Genomic DNA, 16087 nt, shown 5'->3' with positions numbered 1-16087 from the left:
CCCTCCTGGACCCACGTCTGATCCAGCGGCGACGGACTGGGATGTACCGGCACGGCCCCGACCCACCCACCGGACCCCCACCCGAGAACCGCCGAGGCCCCCGCCCCCGCAGAGGAGTCAGCCGATGACCACCACGCACCATCTGCCCGCCGGCAAGGCCGGCACCGACGTCTACGCCGTAGAGGTCACCCCCGCGACGGCGGGCTGGGGCCACGCCGGCCTGCGGGTGCTGGAGCTGCCGCCCGGCGGGAGGCACGTCCTCGACACCGGCGACAGCGAGTGGATCGTGCTCCCGCTGGCGGGTGGCTGCACCGTCGCCGTGGACGGTGACACGTTCCGACTGACCGGCCGGGCGAGCGTGTTCGCCGGGGTCACCGACTTCGCGTACGTCCCCCGCGACGCGGAGGTCTCGATCACCTCCCGCGACGGCGGCAGGTTCGCGCTCACCGGCGCCCACTGCACCCGCAGACTCCCCGCCCGCCACGCGCCCGCCTCCTCCGTACCGGTCGAGCTGCGCGGCACCGGCACCTGCTCCCGCCAGGTCAACAACTTCGGCGCGGCAGGAGTCTTCGACTGCGAGAACCTCATCGCCGTCGAGGTGATCACACCGGCCGGCAACTGGTCGTCCTTCCCGCCCCACAAGCACGACGAGCACCGCCCCGGCGAGGAGTCCGAACTGGAGGAGATCTACTACTTCGAGTTCACCGCCCACGAGGGCACCCCCGGCCTCGGCTACCAGCGCGTCTCGCCCTCCGGGAACGGCACCGGCACGGACGTCCTCGCCGAGGTGCGCGACGGTGACGTCGTCCTCATCCCGGACGGCTGGCACGGCCCCTCCATGGCCGTGCCGGGCCACGACATGTACTACCTCAACGTCATGGCGGGCCCCGACCCCGACCGCGCCTGGCTGATCCGCGACCACCCCGACCACGCCTGGATCCGCACCACATGGCCCGAGCGGCCCGTCGACCCCCGACTGCCCCTCTACACCGCCCCCGAGAGGTCATGATGAGCACGACCACCCGCCGTCTGACGACAGCCCAGGCCCTGGTGCGGTTCCTGTCGGCGCAGTACAGCGAGCGCGACGGCGTACGCCACCGGCTCATCACCGGCACCTGGGGAATCTTCGGCCACGGCAATGTGGCGGGGATCGGCCAGGCGCTCCTGGAGGCAGGCGAGGACGCCATGCCGTTCCACCAGGGTCGCAACGAACAGGCCATGGTGCACGCGGCGGTCGCCCACGCCCGCCACCTGAACCGCCTCTCCGCCCAGGCCGTCACCACGTCCATCGGCCCCGGCGCCACCAACCTCGTCACCGGCGCGGCCCTCGCGACGATCAACCGCCTCCCCGTCCTGCTGCTGCCCGGCGACTACTTCGCGAGGCGCCCCGCCGACCCGCTGCTGCAGCAGCTGGAGCACCCTGTCGAGGCCGACGTCTCCGTCAACGACACCCTGCGCCCCGTGTCGAAGTACTTCGACCGCGTCACGCGCCCGGAGACGCTGATCCCGTCCGTCCTGAACGCGATGCGGGTCCTCGCCGACCCGGCCGAGACCGGCGCGGTCACCCTCGCCCTGCCGCAGGACGTGCAGGCGGAGGCGTACGACTGGCCCGATGAGTTCTTCGCCGAACGCGTCTGGCCCGTACGCCGTCCCGCGCCGGACCCGGTCGAACTCGCCGCGGCCGTCAGGGCGATCCGCGCCGCGCGGCGCCCACTGATCGTCGCGGGAGGGGGAGTTCACCACAGCGAGGCGGAGGAGGCGCTCAAGTCGCTGGTGGACACCACCGGCATCCCGGTCGCCTCGACCCAGGCCGGCAAGGGATCGCTGCGCCACGACCACCCCGCGGACCTCGGCGGCATCGGCCACACGGGGACCGCCGTCTGCGACGACATCGCCCGCACCGCCGACCTGATCATCGGCGTCGGCACCCGGTACAGCGACTTCACCACCGCCTCCGCCACGCTGTTCCAGGAGCCGGGCGTACGGTTCGTCAACCTCAACATCGCCGCCTTCGACGCTCACAAACTGGCCGCCCGCACCCTGGTCGCGGACGCCCGGACCGGCCTCAGGGCCCTCACGGAGGCGCTGTCCGGCCATCGCGTCGACCCGGCCTACGAGGCCGAGTACCGTGCGGGCGGGGCGCGTTGGGACGCGGTGGTGGAGACCGCCTTCGCGGCGGACGACTCCGCGGTGCCCACCCAGACCCAGGTCCTCGGCGCTCTCGACGCGGTCGTCGGCGACGACGACGTGATCATCAACGCGGCCGGTTCGCTCCCGGGCGACCTGCACAAGCTGTGGCGGGCGCGCAGTCCGCGCCAGTACCACCTGGAGTACGGCTACTCCTGCATGGGCTACGAGATCCCGGCCGGCATCGGCGTCCAGCTGGCCGCCCCGGGCACGCCGGTCTGGTCGCTCGTCGGTGACGGCACGTATCTGATGATGCCGACCGAGATCGTCACCGCCGTCCAGGAGGGACTGCCCGTCAACCTGGTCCTGATCCAGAACCACGGATACGCCTCCATCGGCGGCCTGTCCGAGGAGACCGGCGGCGAGCGCTTCGGTACCGCCTACCGCTACCGGGCGGCCGACGGGACCTTCACCGGAGACCCGCTCCCCGTCGACCTCGCCGCCAACGCCGCCAGCCTCGGCATGGACGTCATCCGCGCCAAGACCGTACGGGAACTGCGCGACGCGCTCGCCGCGGCGCGTGCCTCGGAACGGCCGACCTGCGTCTATGTCGAGACCGATCCGGCGCCGACCTCGCCGTCCGCCGCGGCCTGGTGGGACGTACCGGTCGCCGAAGTCGCCTCCCGCGAGGCCGCGTCGGACGCCCGTGAACGGTACGACGGCCATGCCGCCGACCGCCGGCGCCACCTCTGACCGCTCCCGCCGCCCACGAGCGGCGGTCGGCGCGGTGGTTCCCCGGCACCGCGCCGGCCGTCTCCGGGGCCGACCGTCAGGACGATGCGATGGCAAGGGTTCCCGACCGCCGGAGTGCCCGATCGGCAGGGGCGCCGGCCGCCCCGCCCGAGGGCCTCGACCTCGACCTCGTGCTCGACCGCAGCAGTCCCGTGCCGCTCTACTACCAGCTGGCACGGCAGTTGGAGACCGCCATCGAGCGGGGCGTGCTCGCCTCCGGGAGCCTGCTGGGCAACGAGGCGAAGCTCGCGGCCCGGCTCGGCCTGTCCCGGCCCACTGTCCGTCAGGGCATCCAGACCCTCGTCGACAAGGGGCTCCTGGTCCGCCGCCGCGGCGTGGGCACCCAGATCGTGCACAGCCGGTTCAAACGGCCACTGGAACTGAGCAGCCTCTACGACGACTTGGAGAAGGCCGGGCAGAGCCCGACGACCCGCGTACGTCACAACGCCCTCGAACCGGCGTCCCCCGAGGCCGCCGTCGCTCTCGGTATCGCGGAGGGCAGCGGCGTGCACCGCCTGGAGCGGCTGCGGCTCACCCACGGCCGGCCCGTGGCCGCCCTGTGCAACTTCATCCCGGAGGGGCTACTCGACGTCGACACCGTCCGGTTGGAGTCGACCGGCCTCTACCGGATGATGCGCGCCGCCGGTATCACCCTGCACAGCGCCCGCCAGTCCGTCGGCGCCCGCTCCGCCACGGCACAGGAGGCCGGCCTCCTCGACGAGCCCGTGGGCGCGGCCCTGCTCACCATGCAGCGCACGGCCTACGACGACACCGGCCGCCCTGTCGAGTACGGCTCCCACATCTACCGCGCGGCGCGTTACGCCTTCGAGTTCCAGCTGCTCGTCCGCCCATGAACCCCGACGGTCCGTGAAGCGGGTTCACCAGGCGACCGGTGAACCCACTTCACCGGGCAGTCCGCGATCCCGGGCTCACAGGCCACACCGGCCGGAACCTCCCGGAGCGCGCCCCCGGTTGGAGCCTCCGGGAGCGCCCCCGGCCGGAGCCTCCCGGAGCGCGACCCCGTCCGTCACTCCACGCCGAGCGTCACCCAGCCGCCCGACTCCGCGGAGCGCGCCATCGCGTCCAGCGCGGTCGCGCTGCGGACCGCGTCGACCAGCGTCGCGCCGTACGGCGTGTTGTCGGCGACGGACCGCAGGAAGGTGTGCGCCTCGACGACCTTGAGATCGTCGTAACCCATGCTGTTCGCCGCGCCCGGCTGGAAGGCGGCGTAGTCCCCGGCCCCCGGACCGACGTACACGGTGCTGACCGGCTGGTCCTGGTACGTCGTGCCCCGGCTGACCCCCAGCTCGCCCATGCGCCGGAAGTCCCAGAACACGGCGCCCCTGGTGCCGTGGATCTCGAAGCCGTAGTTGTTCTGCTCGCCGACCGAGACCCGGCACGCCTCCAGGACGCCGCGCGCACCGGAGGCGAAGCGCAGCAGGCAGTTGACGTAGTCCTCGTTCTCCACGGGGGCCGGCTCGCCGCCCGTCGCGCGCGCGTGCCCCGCGGTCGCGCCGGCCGGGCGGGCCCGCAAGGGCAGGAAGACCGCGGTGTCCGCCGTCAGTGCCTCGATCTCGCCGAGCAGGAAACGGGCGAGGTCGACGCCGTGCGAGGCCAGGTCGCCGAGGACTCCGCTGCCGCCGCGCTCCCGCTCGTAGCGCCAGGTCAGCGCGCCCTCCGGATGCGCCGCGTAGTCGCTGAGGAGGCGGACGCGCGCGTGGGTGACGTCACCGATGTCGCCGGAGGCGATCAGCTCGCGGGCGGCCACGACGGCGGGGGCGCTCCGGTAGTTGAAGCCGACCGTGCCCCGGACACCGGCCTTGGCCACCGCGTCCGCCACGGCTCGGGCGTCGTCGGCGGTCAGGCCGACCGGCTTCTCGATCCAGATGTGCTTGCCGGCCTCGGCCATGGCCACACCGATCTCACGGTGCAGGAAGTTCGGCGCGGCGATGCTCACGGCCTCGACGCGCGGGTCGGCGGCGATCTCGCGCCAGTCGCGCACGGCGGTGGCGAAGCCGTACCGCTCGGCTGCCTCCTCGGCCCGGCCCGGCACCTCGTCGGCGACGGCGACCAGTTCGGGCCGCAGCGCGAGATGCGGGAAGTGGTGGGGCACCCGGGCGTACGCCTGGGTGTGCACCCGTCCCATCCAGCCGAACCCCACGACGGCAACGCCGAGCGTACGCACCATGACTGCCCTTCTTTGGACCGGTCCAATTGCCTCCCGGTTCACACTGAAGCTCATAACAGGACGTGTCAACCCCTTTGACAGGCTCACCCACCCTGTGGAACGGTCCAGAGATGGAACGGTCCAGGTCATGAGAGCCCCGACGATTCGCGACGTCGCGGAGCGGGCCGGAGTGTCGAAGTCCCTCGTCTCGCTCGTCCTGCGCGGCTCGGACCAGGTCCGCGACGAGAAGCGGCAGGCGGTGCTCGCCGCCGTCGAGGAGCTCGGCTACCGGACCAACGCCGCGGCGCGCAGCCTCAGTGAGCGGCGCACCCGCACGGTCGGCGTGCTCCTCAACGACATGCGCAACCCCTGGTTCGTGGAACTGCTCGACGGGCTGAACGCCCGGCTGCACGACGCCGGTCTGCACATGCTGCTCGCCGACGGGCACCTCAACCGACGGCTCGGCGAGGACCTCACCCGGACCTTCCTGGACCTGCGCGTCGACGGTCTGATCGCCGTCGGCACCCTCCCTGCCTCCGAGGCGCTGCGCACGGCCGCCGGACGGATCCCGACCGTCGTCGCGGGCGCCCGGGAGCCCGAGCTGCCCGGCGTCGACATCGTCGCGGGCGACGACGAGCACGGCGCCCGCCTCGCCGCCGAACACCTCGTGGGCCTCGGCCACCGGCGCATCGCGCACATCGCGGGCCGGGGAATGGCGGGCGCGCTGCGCCGACGCGGTTTCGAGGCGGTCATGCGCGAGCACGGACTGACCGGGACAGCCGTGGTCGAGCAGGGCGATCTGACCGAGGAGGGGGGCTACCGGGCGACGGTACGGCTGCTCAGCGCGCCCGAACGGCCCACCGCCGTCTTCGCGTTCAACGACATCGCCGCGATCGGCGCCCTCTCGGCCGCCGAGGAGCTGGGCCACCGGGTGCCGCGCGACCTCTCCCTCGTCGGGTACGACAACACCTACCTTGCGCGCCTTCGCCACCTGTGGCTCACCACCGTGGACAACGCCGGCCACGACATCGGCCGCCGCGCCGCGCACTGCCTGCTTGACCGCATCGAGGACCCCGCCCGCCCCGGCGAGGTCGTCCTCACCCGCCCGGCGCTCGAAGTCCGCGGCACGACGGGACCGCCGGGCGCCTAGGATCGACGGCCGCATCCGCCGGCGCGCCCAGCAAGCCCGTCAGCAGGGCGTCCGCCGCCGGAGCGAGCAGCCGCCCGCCGTCGGGCGCCGACTCCAGCCCGGCCACCAGCGCGAGACAGATGTCCGCGGCCCGGGCGGGCTCGACACCGGCCGGTGACCGGGTCCCCGCGTCCGCCTCGGTGAAGAGCGCGATCAGCAGCAGGCGAAGCTCGCGGGTGAACGCGTGGCAGATGTCGCCGAACAACCGGGCCTTCTCGTCGAGGAGTTCGGCCGTGTGGGGGGAGTCCCCGGCCAGACCGCGCGCCAGGCCGAGCTTGGCGGCCAGGACGCCCCGGACGCGTTCGGCGTACGGGGCGTCCTCGGTGCCGGCCGCCCGGCGGGCCCGTACGAGCGCTTGATCGTGCAGTCGCCCGGCGAGGCGCCGGAAGGCGTCGTCCTTGCCGTGGACGTACTGGTAGACCGCCGACCGGGACACGCCCATCGCGGAGGCGATGTCGTCCATCGTCGTGCGCCGCACGCCGTACCGGGTCAGGCAGTCGTAGGCGGCGTCGAGGACGTCGTCCAGCCGGTCACCGGGCATCGTCCGGACCGGCCTCAGGCCAGCTTCTTCAGCAGTTCCGCGGCGAGCGGGGCCGAAGAGGCCGGGTTCTGGCCGGTGACGAGGTTGCGGTCGACGACCACCTTCGGGGCCCACGGCTCACCCTCCTGGAAGTCGACGCCCGCCTCGACGAGGCGGTCCTGGAGCAGCCACTTGGCCTGGCCGGCGAGACCGGCCTGGGTCTCCTCGGCGTTCGTGAACGCCGAGATCCGGTACCCCGCGAAGGAGTTGGAGCCGTCCTCCCGGGTGGCGGCCAGCAGCGCGGCCGGGCCGTGGCACACCACACCGAGCGGCTTGCCCGACTCCAGCGCGAGGGTGAGCAGCCGGCCGGAGTCGGCGTCGACCGAGAGGTCCTCCATCGGGCCGTGGCCGCCCGGGTAGAAGACGGCGGCGTAGTCGTCGAGGTTCACCTCCGACAGCTTGAGCGGCCGCTGGAGCTCGGTCATGGACGCGAGGGTGCGGGCGACCTTGTCGGCGCCTTCCTGGCCGCCGTTGTACTCGGGGGCCAGGCTCCCCTTGTCCACGGTCGGTACGACGCCGCCCGGCGTGGCGACGACGACGTCGTACCCGGCCGCCTTGAAGGCCTCGTACGGTGCCGCGGCCTCCTCGGCCCAGAAGCCGGTCGGGTGCAGGGTGCCGTCGGCGAGCGTCCAGTGGTCGGCGCCGGTCAACACGAAAAGGATCTTCGACATGGTGCGTTTCTCCGAAAAGTGCGGGCCCTGACGGACCTGGGAGGGATCTTGGTCGTACGCCCTGACGTTCTGTGCGCGGATCGTCAGGGCGGCGATGTCTTCGACCGTATGCGCGCCGGACATAGGTGACCAATAGGGAACCCGCTCGCAGCCATAGGCCATCCGATGGGGTCGCGGGAATACCCGGCGGCCGGGGCGGTGGCCGGAGCCCGCGCCCGCCTACCGGGGCACGGACGCGCGCTGTTCCAGGACCCGCAGCGCCTGCTTCGCCCAGTCGATGATCGCCTGTTCGAAGGCGCGTCCCCCCAGGAGAGTGAGATACGGGCCGACGCGCTCGGCCCCGGCGAGGTACTCCTCCTCGGTGCGCCCGTCGAGGAGGCGGGCGCCGATCCGGTCGTAGTGCGCCAGCTTGGCGCGCGCCCACTCCAGCCGCTCGGCGATCGCCGCCCGGACGGCGTCGGCGTCCCCTACGTCGAGGGCGTACACCTTGACCATCAGCTCGTCGCGGATCGCGGTGGACCGCGCGGGACCGGCGGTGAAGGAGGCCAGGGCGTCGAGGCCCGCCGCGGTCAGGGAGAAGACCCGCTTGTTGGGCCGGCGTTCCTGCCGCACGAGCCGGGCCTCGATGAGCCCGTCCGACTCCATACGGTCGAGTTCCCGGTACAGCTGCTGCGGGGTCGCCATCCAGAAATTGGCCACCGAGGCGTCGAACCCCTTGGCCAGGTCGTAGCCCGACGCCTCGCCCTCCAGGAGCGCGGCCAGAACCGCGTTGCGCAATGCCATCCTCCAAGGCTAGACGGCATGCACCCGCACGACTAATCTGATCCGCACTTAATCAATTAGTTGAGTATGAGAGGTGGGCGCGATGAACTCCTTCCGCAAGGCCGTGGAGGCCGGAGACCTCGGCGCGGTCGAGGAGCTGCTGGCCGACGACGTCGTGTTCACCAGCCCCGTCGCATTCAAGCCCTACCCGGGCAAGGCGATCACCGCGGCCATCCTGCGCGGCGTCTGGCGCGTCTTCACCGACTTCCGCTACGTCCGCGAGATCGCCGGGGCCGACGGCCGTGACCACGCGCTGGTCTTTACCGCCAAGGTGGGGGACAAGGAGATCAACGGCTGCGACTTCCTGCACTTCGACGAGGACGGACTCATCGACGAATTCACCGTGATGGTGCGTCCGTTGACGGCCGCGCAGGCGCTCTCCGAGGCGATGGGAGCGCAGTTCGAGCAGATCTCCCGCGAAGCGGCCGGCGCGTGAGGTCTCCGCACCCCGCTGTTTGAACCGACTCCCTTCGGCTACCCGGCCGTTGTGACGACGACTTCGCAGCAGGAACTCTTCCAGTTCCTCGAGGACCGCTTCGCCTGCGCCCAGGTCTGCGCCGAGTGCGCGCTGGCCTGTGCGCTGCGCGCGAGCCTCATGGATCCCGACGGGCCGAGGGAACAGGAGCTCGCGCGGCGCAAGGGCATCGAGTGCGCGGAAGTGTGCGAGGCGACCTGCCATGTGCTGTCCGGTCAGCCGGGGCATGACGAGCGGCGTATCCGCGCCCAGTTGGAGTGGTGCCGTGACGTCTGCCTGGAGTGCGCCGACGTCTTCGACAGGCACCCCGGCGCGGAGGTCGCGGCGAAGACCAGCCGCACGTGCGCCCAGGCGTGCGCGGACTTCATCGCGACTCTCCGCTGAGCGCACAGGCCGTCCCGGAGGGCGCCCCTAGGCGAGCGGACGCCCGGCGCGGACGTTCCAGCGCCCCGCGCGTCCACTGAACTCCGTGACGGTGAGCGGCGGCACGTCCACGCGCCAGAACGCCGACTCCGGCGCCCCCAGCACCCGTACCACCAAGGCCCGTACGACCTCGGGCTCCACCACCGCGACGGTTCGGCCGTCGAACTCCGCCGCCGAGTCCAGGCGCTCCGCGACCCGGTCGCAGAACACCCGCACCGGCTCCCCGCCGTGCGGCGCCGACGCCGGATCGGCGAGCCACCGGGCCACCGCCTCCGGCTCCTTCGCGCTCACCTCGGCCAGGGTCGCCCCGCGCCAGCGGCCCACGTCCAGACCGGCTAACTCCGTTGCCTCCACGCCGCCTTCGAGCCCGAGGGCGTCCGCGGTCTGCCGGCACCGCGGGGTGGGGGAGACCCACAGCCGGCCCCCGGCCGGCACGGCACCCGCACCGGCCGCCGTCCGGGCGGTCCGCAGGCCCGCGGCGTCCACCGGACTCCCGTCGTCGAAGCGGGCCTCGCGCAGCGCCTCGCTGATCGCCGCGGAGATCAAGATCACTCGGCTCGTCATGCCATCACTCTCATACGTTCTGGACCGTGCCCGGAGGCAAAACCCTGATCCGGCAGGGCGGTTACCGTGCTTCCCGGCGCACGGGGCGCACGTAGTGCGGGGCGTGCGCGCCCTTGGCCGGGCCCCGGCTTCGCGGTACGGTCGCGTGGATATTGACGACGGTTCGGCGGAAGCCCGGTGGAAATCCGGCACGGTCGCGCCACTGTAAGCCCAGCACGCGTCGCTCCGGCCAGGGGCGGCGAGGCGGGCCAAGTCAGACCCGTGGCTGTCGTCCTGTGCACCACCGAGACGGGACGCGAGTTCCCCAGGAGGTTCTGCCGCATGGCGCAGTCCGTCGCTCAGCCGACCGTTACCCCCACCGCCCTTCCCGCCCAGCTGCCGATCGGTGCGATCGTCCCCTGGGCGGCCTTCTTCGGCATCCTGATGCTCGTCCTGCTCTACTTCGTCGGCGCCGAACAGGGCGCCACCTCCCTCGTGTCGGGCGAGAACGTCCACGAGTGGGTCCACGACGCCCGCCACCTGCTCGGTTTCCCCTGCCACTGACGGCGACGAGGGACGCGCGGGCGGGTCAAGGCCCGACCGGCACCGGCCGGGCTCCGCCTCCCGCGGCGGCCCCGGCCCCGGGTGCGCCATTGACGGACCGCGAGCGGGTTCGGACGATGGCGTCCATGCGTTTTCTGCGGCGGGTGCGGGCCGATCTCTCCGCCGGGGAGAATCTGGAGATCTACGTCACGGCCCTGCTATCGCTGACCTTGGCCGTGCTCGGCGCGCTCGACGCCGTGAGCGGCGAGGTGCTCTCCGCCGCCACGCTCGCGACCCTCGCCCTGCTGGCCGGCGGCCTGCTGGGCGGCAGGCGGCAGGTCGGGGAACTGGCGGCGGAGGTACGGGCGCGCGCCGCCGGAGACGTCTCGGCGAAGGACTTCTTCGTCCACGACAAGCCCGAACTCGTACGGCAGGTGCGCGAGGCGCGGGACATACGCATCTGCGGAGTGACCCTCGCCCGGACCCTTCGCAACGTGATCGACGAGCTGGAACGCCGGGCCGTCTCGGGATGCGCGATCAAGGTGGCTCTCATCGACCCGGCCGGCACCGCGCCCGCCGAGGCCGCGCGCCGGAGCACACTCGCCGACCGGCCGGACGTGTACGAGAACAGGCTGCGCCCGTCGATCGACCTGCTGCGGGAGCTGATGGAGAGGCCGGGGGTCGGGGACCGGGTCGAGGTGAGATTCCTGCCGTTCGTGCCCGCCTTCGGGCTGGTGGTGCTCGATCCGCAGCGGCCGGGCGGCCTCATCCACGTCGACATCTACTCCCACAGTTCCGCGAGCGGTGACGCGGTGTTCACGCTGCGGCCGGATCGCGACGGGCCCTGGTACGAGCACTTCCACGCCGAGTTCGAACGCGTCTGGGAGTACGGCCGCCCGGCCGGGCCGTCCGACGGCTTCCCGGGCTGAGCTTCCCCGTCATCTGCATTCCCAATTTCTGAAACACGTTCTACGGTGTGCGCCGTCAGGTCGGGCTCGGGGAGGCAGGAGGCGCCGTGCATCTCGAATACACGCCGGAGCAGCAGCGGTTGCGCACCGAACTGCGGGTCTACTTCGCCGAGTTGGTACCGGACAACGCCTACGCCCGGTACGGCGATCCGGCGACGCAGAAGCGGTTCTACCGTGAGACGATCCGCCGGCTCGGCGCGGACGGCTGGCTGGGGGTGGGCTGGCCCAAGGAGTACGGCGGGCGGGGCCTGAGCCCGATGGAGCAGTTCATCTTCTTCGACGAGGCGGCCCAGGCCGGGGTGCCGCTGCCGCTGATGGCCCTCAACACCGTCGGGCCGACCATCATGCGGTTCGGTACGGAGGAGCAGAAGTCGTACTTCCTGCCGAAGGTCCTCGCCGGCGAGATCGACTTCGCCATCGGCTACAGCGAGCCCGACGCCGGGACGGACCTCGCCGCGCTCCGGACCAAGGCCGTCCGGGAAGGCGACGAGGAGACCGGTCACTACACGGTCGACGGCCAGAAGATCTGGACCACCAACGGCGACACGGCCGACTGGGTGTGGCTCGCCGTCCGCACCGATCCCGACGCCCCGCCCCACAAGGGCATCACCATGCTGCTCGTACCGACCTCCGACCCCGGCTACTCGTGCACCATCATCAACACGCTCGCCTCGCACGACACCACCGCGAGCTACTACGAGAACATCCGCGTCCCGGCCACGCGCCGGGTCGGCGAGGAGAACAAGGGCTGGCGGCTGATCACCAACCAGCTGAACCACGAGCGCGTCACGCTCGCGGCGCACGGCACCATGGCCATCCGCGCCCTGCACGACGTCCAGCGCTGGGCGATGGAGACCAAACTCGCCGACGGCCGCCGCGTCGTCGACCTCCCATGGGTGCGCCGCCTCCTCGCCCGGACGCACACCAAGCTGGACGCGATGAAACTCCTCAACTGGCGGATGGTGAACGCCGTCCAGGAGGGCACGCTCACCCCGCAGGACGCCTCCGCCGTCAAGGTGTACGGCTCCGAGGCGCGCCGGGACGCATACGCCTGGCTGATGGAGATCGTCGCGGCCCCCGGCGTCCTCAAGGAGGGCTCCGCCGGCGCCGTCCTGCACGGTGAACTCGAACGCGGCTACCGGTCGGCGGTGATCTTCACCTTCGGCGGCGGGAACAACGAGATTCAGCGGGAGATCATCTCGTGGATCGGACTGGGGATGCCCCGGGTGCGGCGTTAGCCGTTGTGTGACGAGGCTTTTTAGAGCACGGTGCGGTGCGTGACGCAGGCGTACGAGACGGGAAGATGCCAGCGCAGTTTCCAGGGGCCGCCATAGAGGGTTTGAACGGGACTTCCGTTCCCGGAAAGACAGGCAGCACAGTATCGACTGGAAATGCTGGCGGCCCACGACTTCCGCGCGGCAGTGGTGTTGCGGTTGCCGTCGATCCGTACGGATGCCAGTGGCGGGTAGGCGGCAGCAAAGGACGACAGCGTCAGTGCGTTGGCGTTCCAAGCGGTAGGCCAACCGCAGGAGCAGGCCGGGCAACGATTCCTCGGGGAGCGGACTGAGGGCGCGCGCCAGTGGGTGAACGGTCATCGAGCCGCGGCCAACCGGTGCGTGACGCATGGCCCGATATGAGCTTCGCACGGAACGGGGATATCGAGATCCCGTCCCTCATCACAGGCCCGTGCCATCAAGCCTCGCTCCAACCGTTGGGACAGTGCCGAATACGAGATTCTCCGGCGGTGGATGATTTGTCTGGCGGTGCAGGTGATCCGGTCAGGCGCCGTGCGGGCGGAGCGGTGCACAGTGACGGCCGGGACCCGCCGCATGATCGATGCCGGAGCCTTCGCCCTTCCCTCCGCGCCGCAGGACAACGAGGCGATGCCGTCGGGAGTCTGCCGCCCCACCCGGCCTGTCGTGGAACTCCTGTACGTTCGCTACCTTGCCGCCAGCCCTGTCGACGAGATCCAGTGCGTCGCCCAGACTCGGCGCCGCCGCCGCTGCTCCAGCGCGCTACTCACCCATGAGGCCCCAGCAGGCGCCTGGCGTCTGGTGCCCGCCACCGCTGCGGCCGGTCAACTCGCCCTGACCAACGAGGTAATGGCCGTGTACGACCTGACGCGCCTGCCCTACGCCGAGCAGCTGCGCTGGCGGTCGCACCGCTGCGTGCAGCACGCTGCCACGCCCTCCGCCGCGGATCTGGCTGTCGCCGACTGGGAACCCTTCGACCCGCTCATCCACCACGAGCACATCCACAGCCGGCTACCGGACCGCATTCGGCACCCCGGCCCAGCAGAGTGTGGTCGGAAGGCGGCCCGGCCGTGACACGGCACCACGCCATCGAGATCACCCTGACCTGGTCCGCCACCGCCGCCGAACTCCATCGCGCCTGCCGCGCCGTGCCACTGGCAACCAATGCGGAGCGCACCCGGCTGATGGCCTTATTGAGTGTTTTCACCCGACTGGACTGCCCAGGCGGGCGTTGCCATGTCCAGGTCGCAACAGCATCGCCCGTCGCGTGGTTCGACCTCCCCAGGCGCCCGGGCGGCAGCCGCGGAACACGTCGATCAACTTGTTGGGCCTGCACCGTGTCACCCTGGCCGTCGACGACAGCCTCGCCCGCCTGCACGCCCACCGCGCGGCCCCCAGCGAGGTGGCGCAGTACGAAGACAGCTACCGGCTCTGCTGCGTCAGGAATCGGGGCCCGGCTGACGACGGTCAACGCGACGGTGGCTGTTCGATCGCGCCGCCGCGATGAGCTGTAGGGATATAGCCCTTTGGCCCGGGTGGCAGAGCGTCGAGGCACGCCTGGGAGCAGGCGTTGACCAATAGCGGCAGAACGTCGTCGCCACCACCTGGGAGAGCCAAGCCTGGTGAAGGCCTGTCGCCGAAATCGACCCGGTGCAGACACTGCAAGTGCGAGCCGCGATGGTGCCCCAGCGGAAGGGAGCCAGGCTATCGAGGTCCAGGACGGTATCACCGGGCGGGAGGAGCCGCGGGAAGGGCGGCCGGTGCTTGTAGTTGCCGTAGATCGAGCGTGTGCTCACCGTGCTGCGCGCAAGCCGAGCGCACCGCGTGATTTCGTACGGGAACCAGTGCAGCCGTCGCGAAGTGTAGGGACTGAACTGCTCCAGGCTCGTCATGTCGCCGATCTCTGGAGGTATCCGGACCAGGTTGCTCCCGTACAGTACAAGGGTCCGTACCGCCGTCAGCCGCCCGATCGACGCCGGCAGCGTCACGATCTGCCGCCGCTCCTCAGGGCTCAGCTCCGGCAGCGGGCGGAATTCCTCCCGTCTGTCGGCCGCCGCCTCTTCGATCAGCTCCATCAACCGGAGCCAGCCCGGAGCACTGGTGTCCTGGATCTCGGCGTGGAAGGACGCCACCGCGCCGGGGGAACTCACCCGAACCTGGCTGAAGCAGTCGCAGCTGTCCTGCGGCACCCCGGGCCGGGAGTCCACCGCCTCGGGAAAGTGGTTCGGGAAGACCTGTGCAGGTAGTTGTTCGTCCGTCATGGCGCAACGATAGGGACGCGGCGTCCGGTACGGCACCATCCGGAAACCAGCGGACACAAACGACCCTTGGCAGGTGAAGGCTCCCTGGCCAGGGCTGGCGGACGCGGACAGATGCGCTGGACCGCGCACCACCTCGAGACTGTCACCAGCGCGGTCGCGGACCAGATCCTCGCTGATCTCAAACTCGGATTCGATCATGCCGAGTCGCCGTACTTGAGGTAGGCGAACGCCACCTTGCGCTTTGGGAGATCCAGCTCCCCGGCTGGATCTCCCGAGCTCTCTGAAGAGCTCACAGGCAAGCGCTGCAAGTCGTACTCGCCCGCCAACTGATGCGCTCGGCTCCGCTAACTGTCGGGCTCATCCGCCAGCTGGAGCGTAAAGCCACAGCGCCATCTACAAAGATCTCAAACGCGGTCTCAGATAGTCGGGGTGTCGTCAACAATCGGCCTGTGAACCTCAACGACCGGCTTCCACCCCGCGGAGAACTCGATGAAGTCCGCACGGGTGGGGTAGGTGTCGATCGCGCGACGGTCACGCTTGGGGCTGTCGCTCCCCTTGCGTCCCCGGGGAATCTGCTCCTCGAAGATGTCGACCTTCACGTCGGGAACCTCCTTGAGGCCCTGGCGCCAGATCTGCACGATGTCGGCGCCGAACGCCTGCCGGGCCGCAGCGTAAAGGGCCGTGAGGGCCCCCTTGTCCCCACCAGGGACGAAAAGTGCCAGGTCCAGCACGACACCGGCGGACTGGAGGACCTCGATGGTCACCGAGCCGTTCTCGTCGGCCAAGTAGATTCCGGCTTCATTCTCGTCGTCGGGAAGGCAGGAGACCTCTTCCTGGAATACGGTTCTCGCCGTGATCGAGCCGCCTTCGAAATGCTCACCGGACTTGGTCAGCAAAGCAGGGACATAGCAGTCGGGAAGCTTGAGTTCTGCCGTGTCGGCGGAAATGAAGAGCCTGTCTTTCACGCCGAGCTTCGTCACCTCTTTCAGTGAGAGGCGGCGAGCGGCGATCTTCTCCGTGTTCACGATTTCCCTTTCAGGTTGCACTGTCCCTCCGAACAAGGACGCTACCACGAAACCTGAGGTCAACTGCCCAGTAATCTTTGGGTAAATGGCCTCCGATGACCTGCACGGGAGGATGTCGAAGCGAGTGCCACTCGGTCGGGAACACGCATCCGCCAGGTAGTGGCCCTCGTCATGGTGTTGGGGATCAACTGGCGGTTGCATTTCGGTGCGTTGGGCAGCGCGGAGGAACTAAAAGAGAGTTTTCGGTA

At 70.7% G+C, this 16087-nt stretch carries 18 protein-coding genes; 10 read left to right on the top strand and 8 right to left on the bottom strand.

Translation table 11 applies throughout. The features are described 5' to 3' along the window. Window positions 1-124 precede the first annotated feature (124 nt). The 3 genes from iolB (at window position 125) to ACWD68_RS05365 (ending at window position 3773) form a co-directional block, all read left to right on the top strand. The gene (gene iolB, locus ACWD68_RS05375; protein ID WP_451805145.1) at window positions 125-1009 is read left to right on the top strand and encodes a 5-deoxy-glucuronate isomerase; all 885 of its coding nucleotides are present in this window, start codon (window positions 125-127) and stop codon (window positions 1007-1009) included. After that, window positions 1009-2880, top strand: coding sequence for a 3D-(3,5/4)-trihydroxycyclohexane-1,2-dione acylhydrolase (decyclizing) (gene iolD, locus ACWD68_RS05370; protein ID WP_451805144.1), 1872 nt, complete (start codon window positions 1009-1011; stop codon window positions 2878-2880). Before iolB ends, iolD begins: the two co-directional genes overlap by 1 nt. Window positions 2881-2969: 89 nt before the next feature. Beyond that, complete coding sequence (locus ACWD68_RS05365) at window positions 2970-3773, top strand: GntR family transcriptional regulator (protein ID WP_451805143.1); 804 nt, start codon at window positions 2970-2972, stop codon at window positions 3771-3773. Window positions 3774-3946: 173 nt separating this feature from the next. Here the strand turns inward: ACWD68_RS05365 and ACWD68_RS05360 are convergent, their stop codons facing one another. Then, window positions 3947-5107: a Gfo/Idh/MocA family protein gene (locus ACWD68_RS05360; protein WP_451805142.1), complete on the bottom strand. Its 1161-nt coding sequence runs from the start codon at window positions 5105-5107 to the stop codon at window positions 3947-3949. 127 nt (window positions 5108-5234) lie between these two features. On the opposite strand from ACWD68_RS05360, the gene ACWD68_RS05355 reads away from it, so the two are divergent. After that, entirely contained in the window at window positions 5235-6236 is a 1002-nt protein-coding gene (locus ACWD68_RS05355) for a LacI family DNA-binding transcriptional regulator (RefSeq protein WP_451805141.1), read from the top strand. On the opposite strand, the gene ACWD68_RS05350 is transcribed toward ACWD68_RS05355, so the two are convergent. The 3 genes from ACWD68_RS05350 to ACWD68_RS05340 all read right to left on the bottom strand — a co-directional run bounded on the left by ACWD68_RS05350 (window position 6184) and on the right by ACWD68_RS05340 (window position 8309). Then, window positions 6184-6816 (bottom strand): TetR/AcrR family transcriptional regulator, encoded by a 633-nt coding sequence (locus tag ACWD68_RS05350; protein ID WP_451805140.1) that lies wholly within the window; start codon window positions 6814-6816, stop codon window positions 6184-6186. The genes ACWD68_RS05355 and ACWD68_RS05350 overlap by 53 nt on opposite strands. A gap of 14 nt (window positions 6817-6830) precedes the next feature. Further along, the gene (locus tag ACWD68_RS05345) at window positions 6831-7526 is read right to left on the bottom strand and encodes a type 1 glutamine amidotransferase domain-containing protein (RefSeq protein ID WP_451805139.1); all 696 of its coding nucleotides are present in this window, start codon (window positions 7524-7526) and stop codon (window positions 6831-6833) included. A 219-nt stretch (window positions 7527-7745) separates the two neighbouring features. Then, window positions 7746-8309, bottom strand: a complete 564-nt coding sequence (locus ACWD68_RS05340) for a PadR family transcriptional regulator (protein WP_451805138.1) — start codon at window positions 8307-8309, stop codon at window positions 7746-7748. 82 nt (window positions 8310-8391) lie between these two features. Here ACWD68_RS05340 and ACWD68_RS05335 point away from each other — a divergent pair, with 82 nt between their 5' ends. Continuing rightward, a complete protein-coding gene (locus tag ACWD68_RS05335; protein WP_356749940.1) occupies window positions 8392-8784 on the top strand; it encodes a nuclear transport factor 2 family protein in 393 nt (130 codons plus the stop codon). A 51-nt stretch (window positions 8785-8835) separates the two neighbouring features. Further along, window positions 8836-9207 (top strand): ferredoxin, encoded by a 372-nt coding sequence (locus tag ACWD68_RS05330; protein ID WP_451805137.1) that lies wholly within the window; start codon window positions 8836-8838, stop codon window positions 9205-9207. A gap of 27 nt (window positions 9208-9234) precedes the next feature. Here ACWD68_RS05330 and ACWD68_RS05325 read toward each other — a convergent pair whose 3' ends face one another. Beyond that, entirely contained in the window at window positions 9235-9810 is a 576-nt protein-coding gene (locus ACWD68_RS05325; RefSeq protein ID WP_451805136.1) for a histidine phosphatase family protein, read from the bottom strand. A gap of 321 nt (window positions 9811-10131) precedes the next feature. On the opposite strand from ACWD68_RS05325, the gene ACWD68_RS05320 reads away from it, so the two are divergent. The 3 genes from ACWD68_RS05320 (at window position 10132) to ACWD68_RS05310 (ending at window position 12538) form a co-directional block, all read left to right on the top strand. After that, the gene (locus tag ACWD68_RS05320) at window positions 10132-10353 is read left to right on the top strand and encodes a CbtB domain-containing protein (protein WP_451805135.1); all 222 of its coding nucleotides are present in this window, start codon (window positions 10132-10134) and stop codon (window positions 10351-10353) included. A gap of 125 nt (window positions 10354-10478) precedes the next feature. Continuing rightward, window positions 10479-11261 (top strand): hypothetical protein, encoded by a 783-nt coding sequence (locus tag ACWD68_RS05315; RefSeq protein WP_451805134.1) that lies wholly within the window; start codon window positions 10479-10481, stop codon window positions 11259-11261. 86 nt (window positions 11262-11347) lie between these two features. After that, window positions 11348-12538, top strand: coding sequence for an acyl-CoA dehydrogenase family protein (locus tag ACWD68_RS05310; RefSeq protein ID WP_451805133.1), 1191 nt, complete (start codon window positions 11348-11350; stop codon window positions 12536-12538). 20 nt (window positions 12539-12558) lie between these two features. Here the strand turns inward: ACWD68_RS05310 and ACWD68_RS05305 are convergent, their stop codons facing one another. Then, a complete protein-coding gene (locus ACWD68_RS05305; RefSeq protein ID WP_451805159.1) occupies window positions 12559-12789 on the bottom strand; it encodes a TniQ family protein in 231 nt (76 codons plus the stop codon). A 340-nt stretch (window positions 12790-13129) separates the two neighbouring features. On the opposite strand from ACWD68_RS05305, the gene ACWD68_RS05300 reads away from it, so the two are divergent. After that, window positions 13130-13627, top strand: a complete 498-nt coding sequence (locus ACWD68_RS05300; protein ID WP_451805132.1) for a hypothetical protein — start codon at window positions 13130-13132, stop codon at window positions 13625-13627. Window positions 13628-13992: 365 nt separating this feature from the next. Here the strand turns inward: ACWD68_RS05300 and ACWD68_RS05295 are convergent, their stop codons facing one another. Both ACWD68_RS05295 and ACWD68_RS05290 read right to left on the bottom strand, forming a co-directional pair. Then, window positions 13993-15012 (bottom strand): hypothetical protein, encoded by a 1020-nt coding sequence (locus tag ACWD68_RS05295; protein ID WP_451805131.1) that lies wholly within the window; start codon window positions 15010-15012, stop codon window positions 13993-13995. Between the two features lie 218 nt (window positions 15013-15230). Further along, the gene (locus ACWD68_RS05290; RefSeq protein ID WP_451805130.1) at window positions 15231-15839 is read right to left on the bottom strand and encodes a hypothetical protein; all 609 of its coding nucleotides are present in this window, start codon (window positions 15837-15839) and stop codon (window positions 15231-15233) included. Between the last annotated feature and the right edge of the window lie 248 nt (window positions 15840-16087).

The organism is Streptomyces sp. NPDC005141 (genome assembly GCF_053599975.1).
This window is presented reverse-complemented; position numbering and strand designations above follow the sequence as displayed.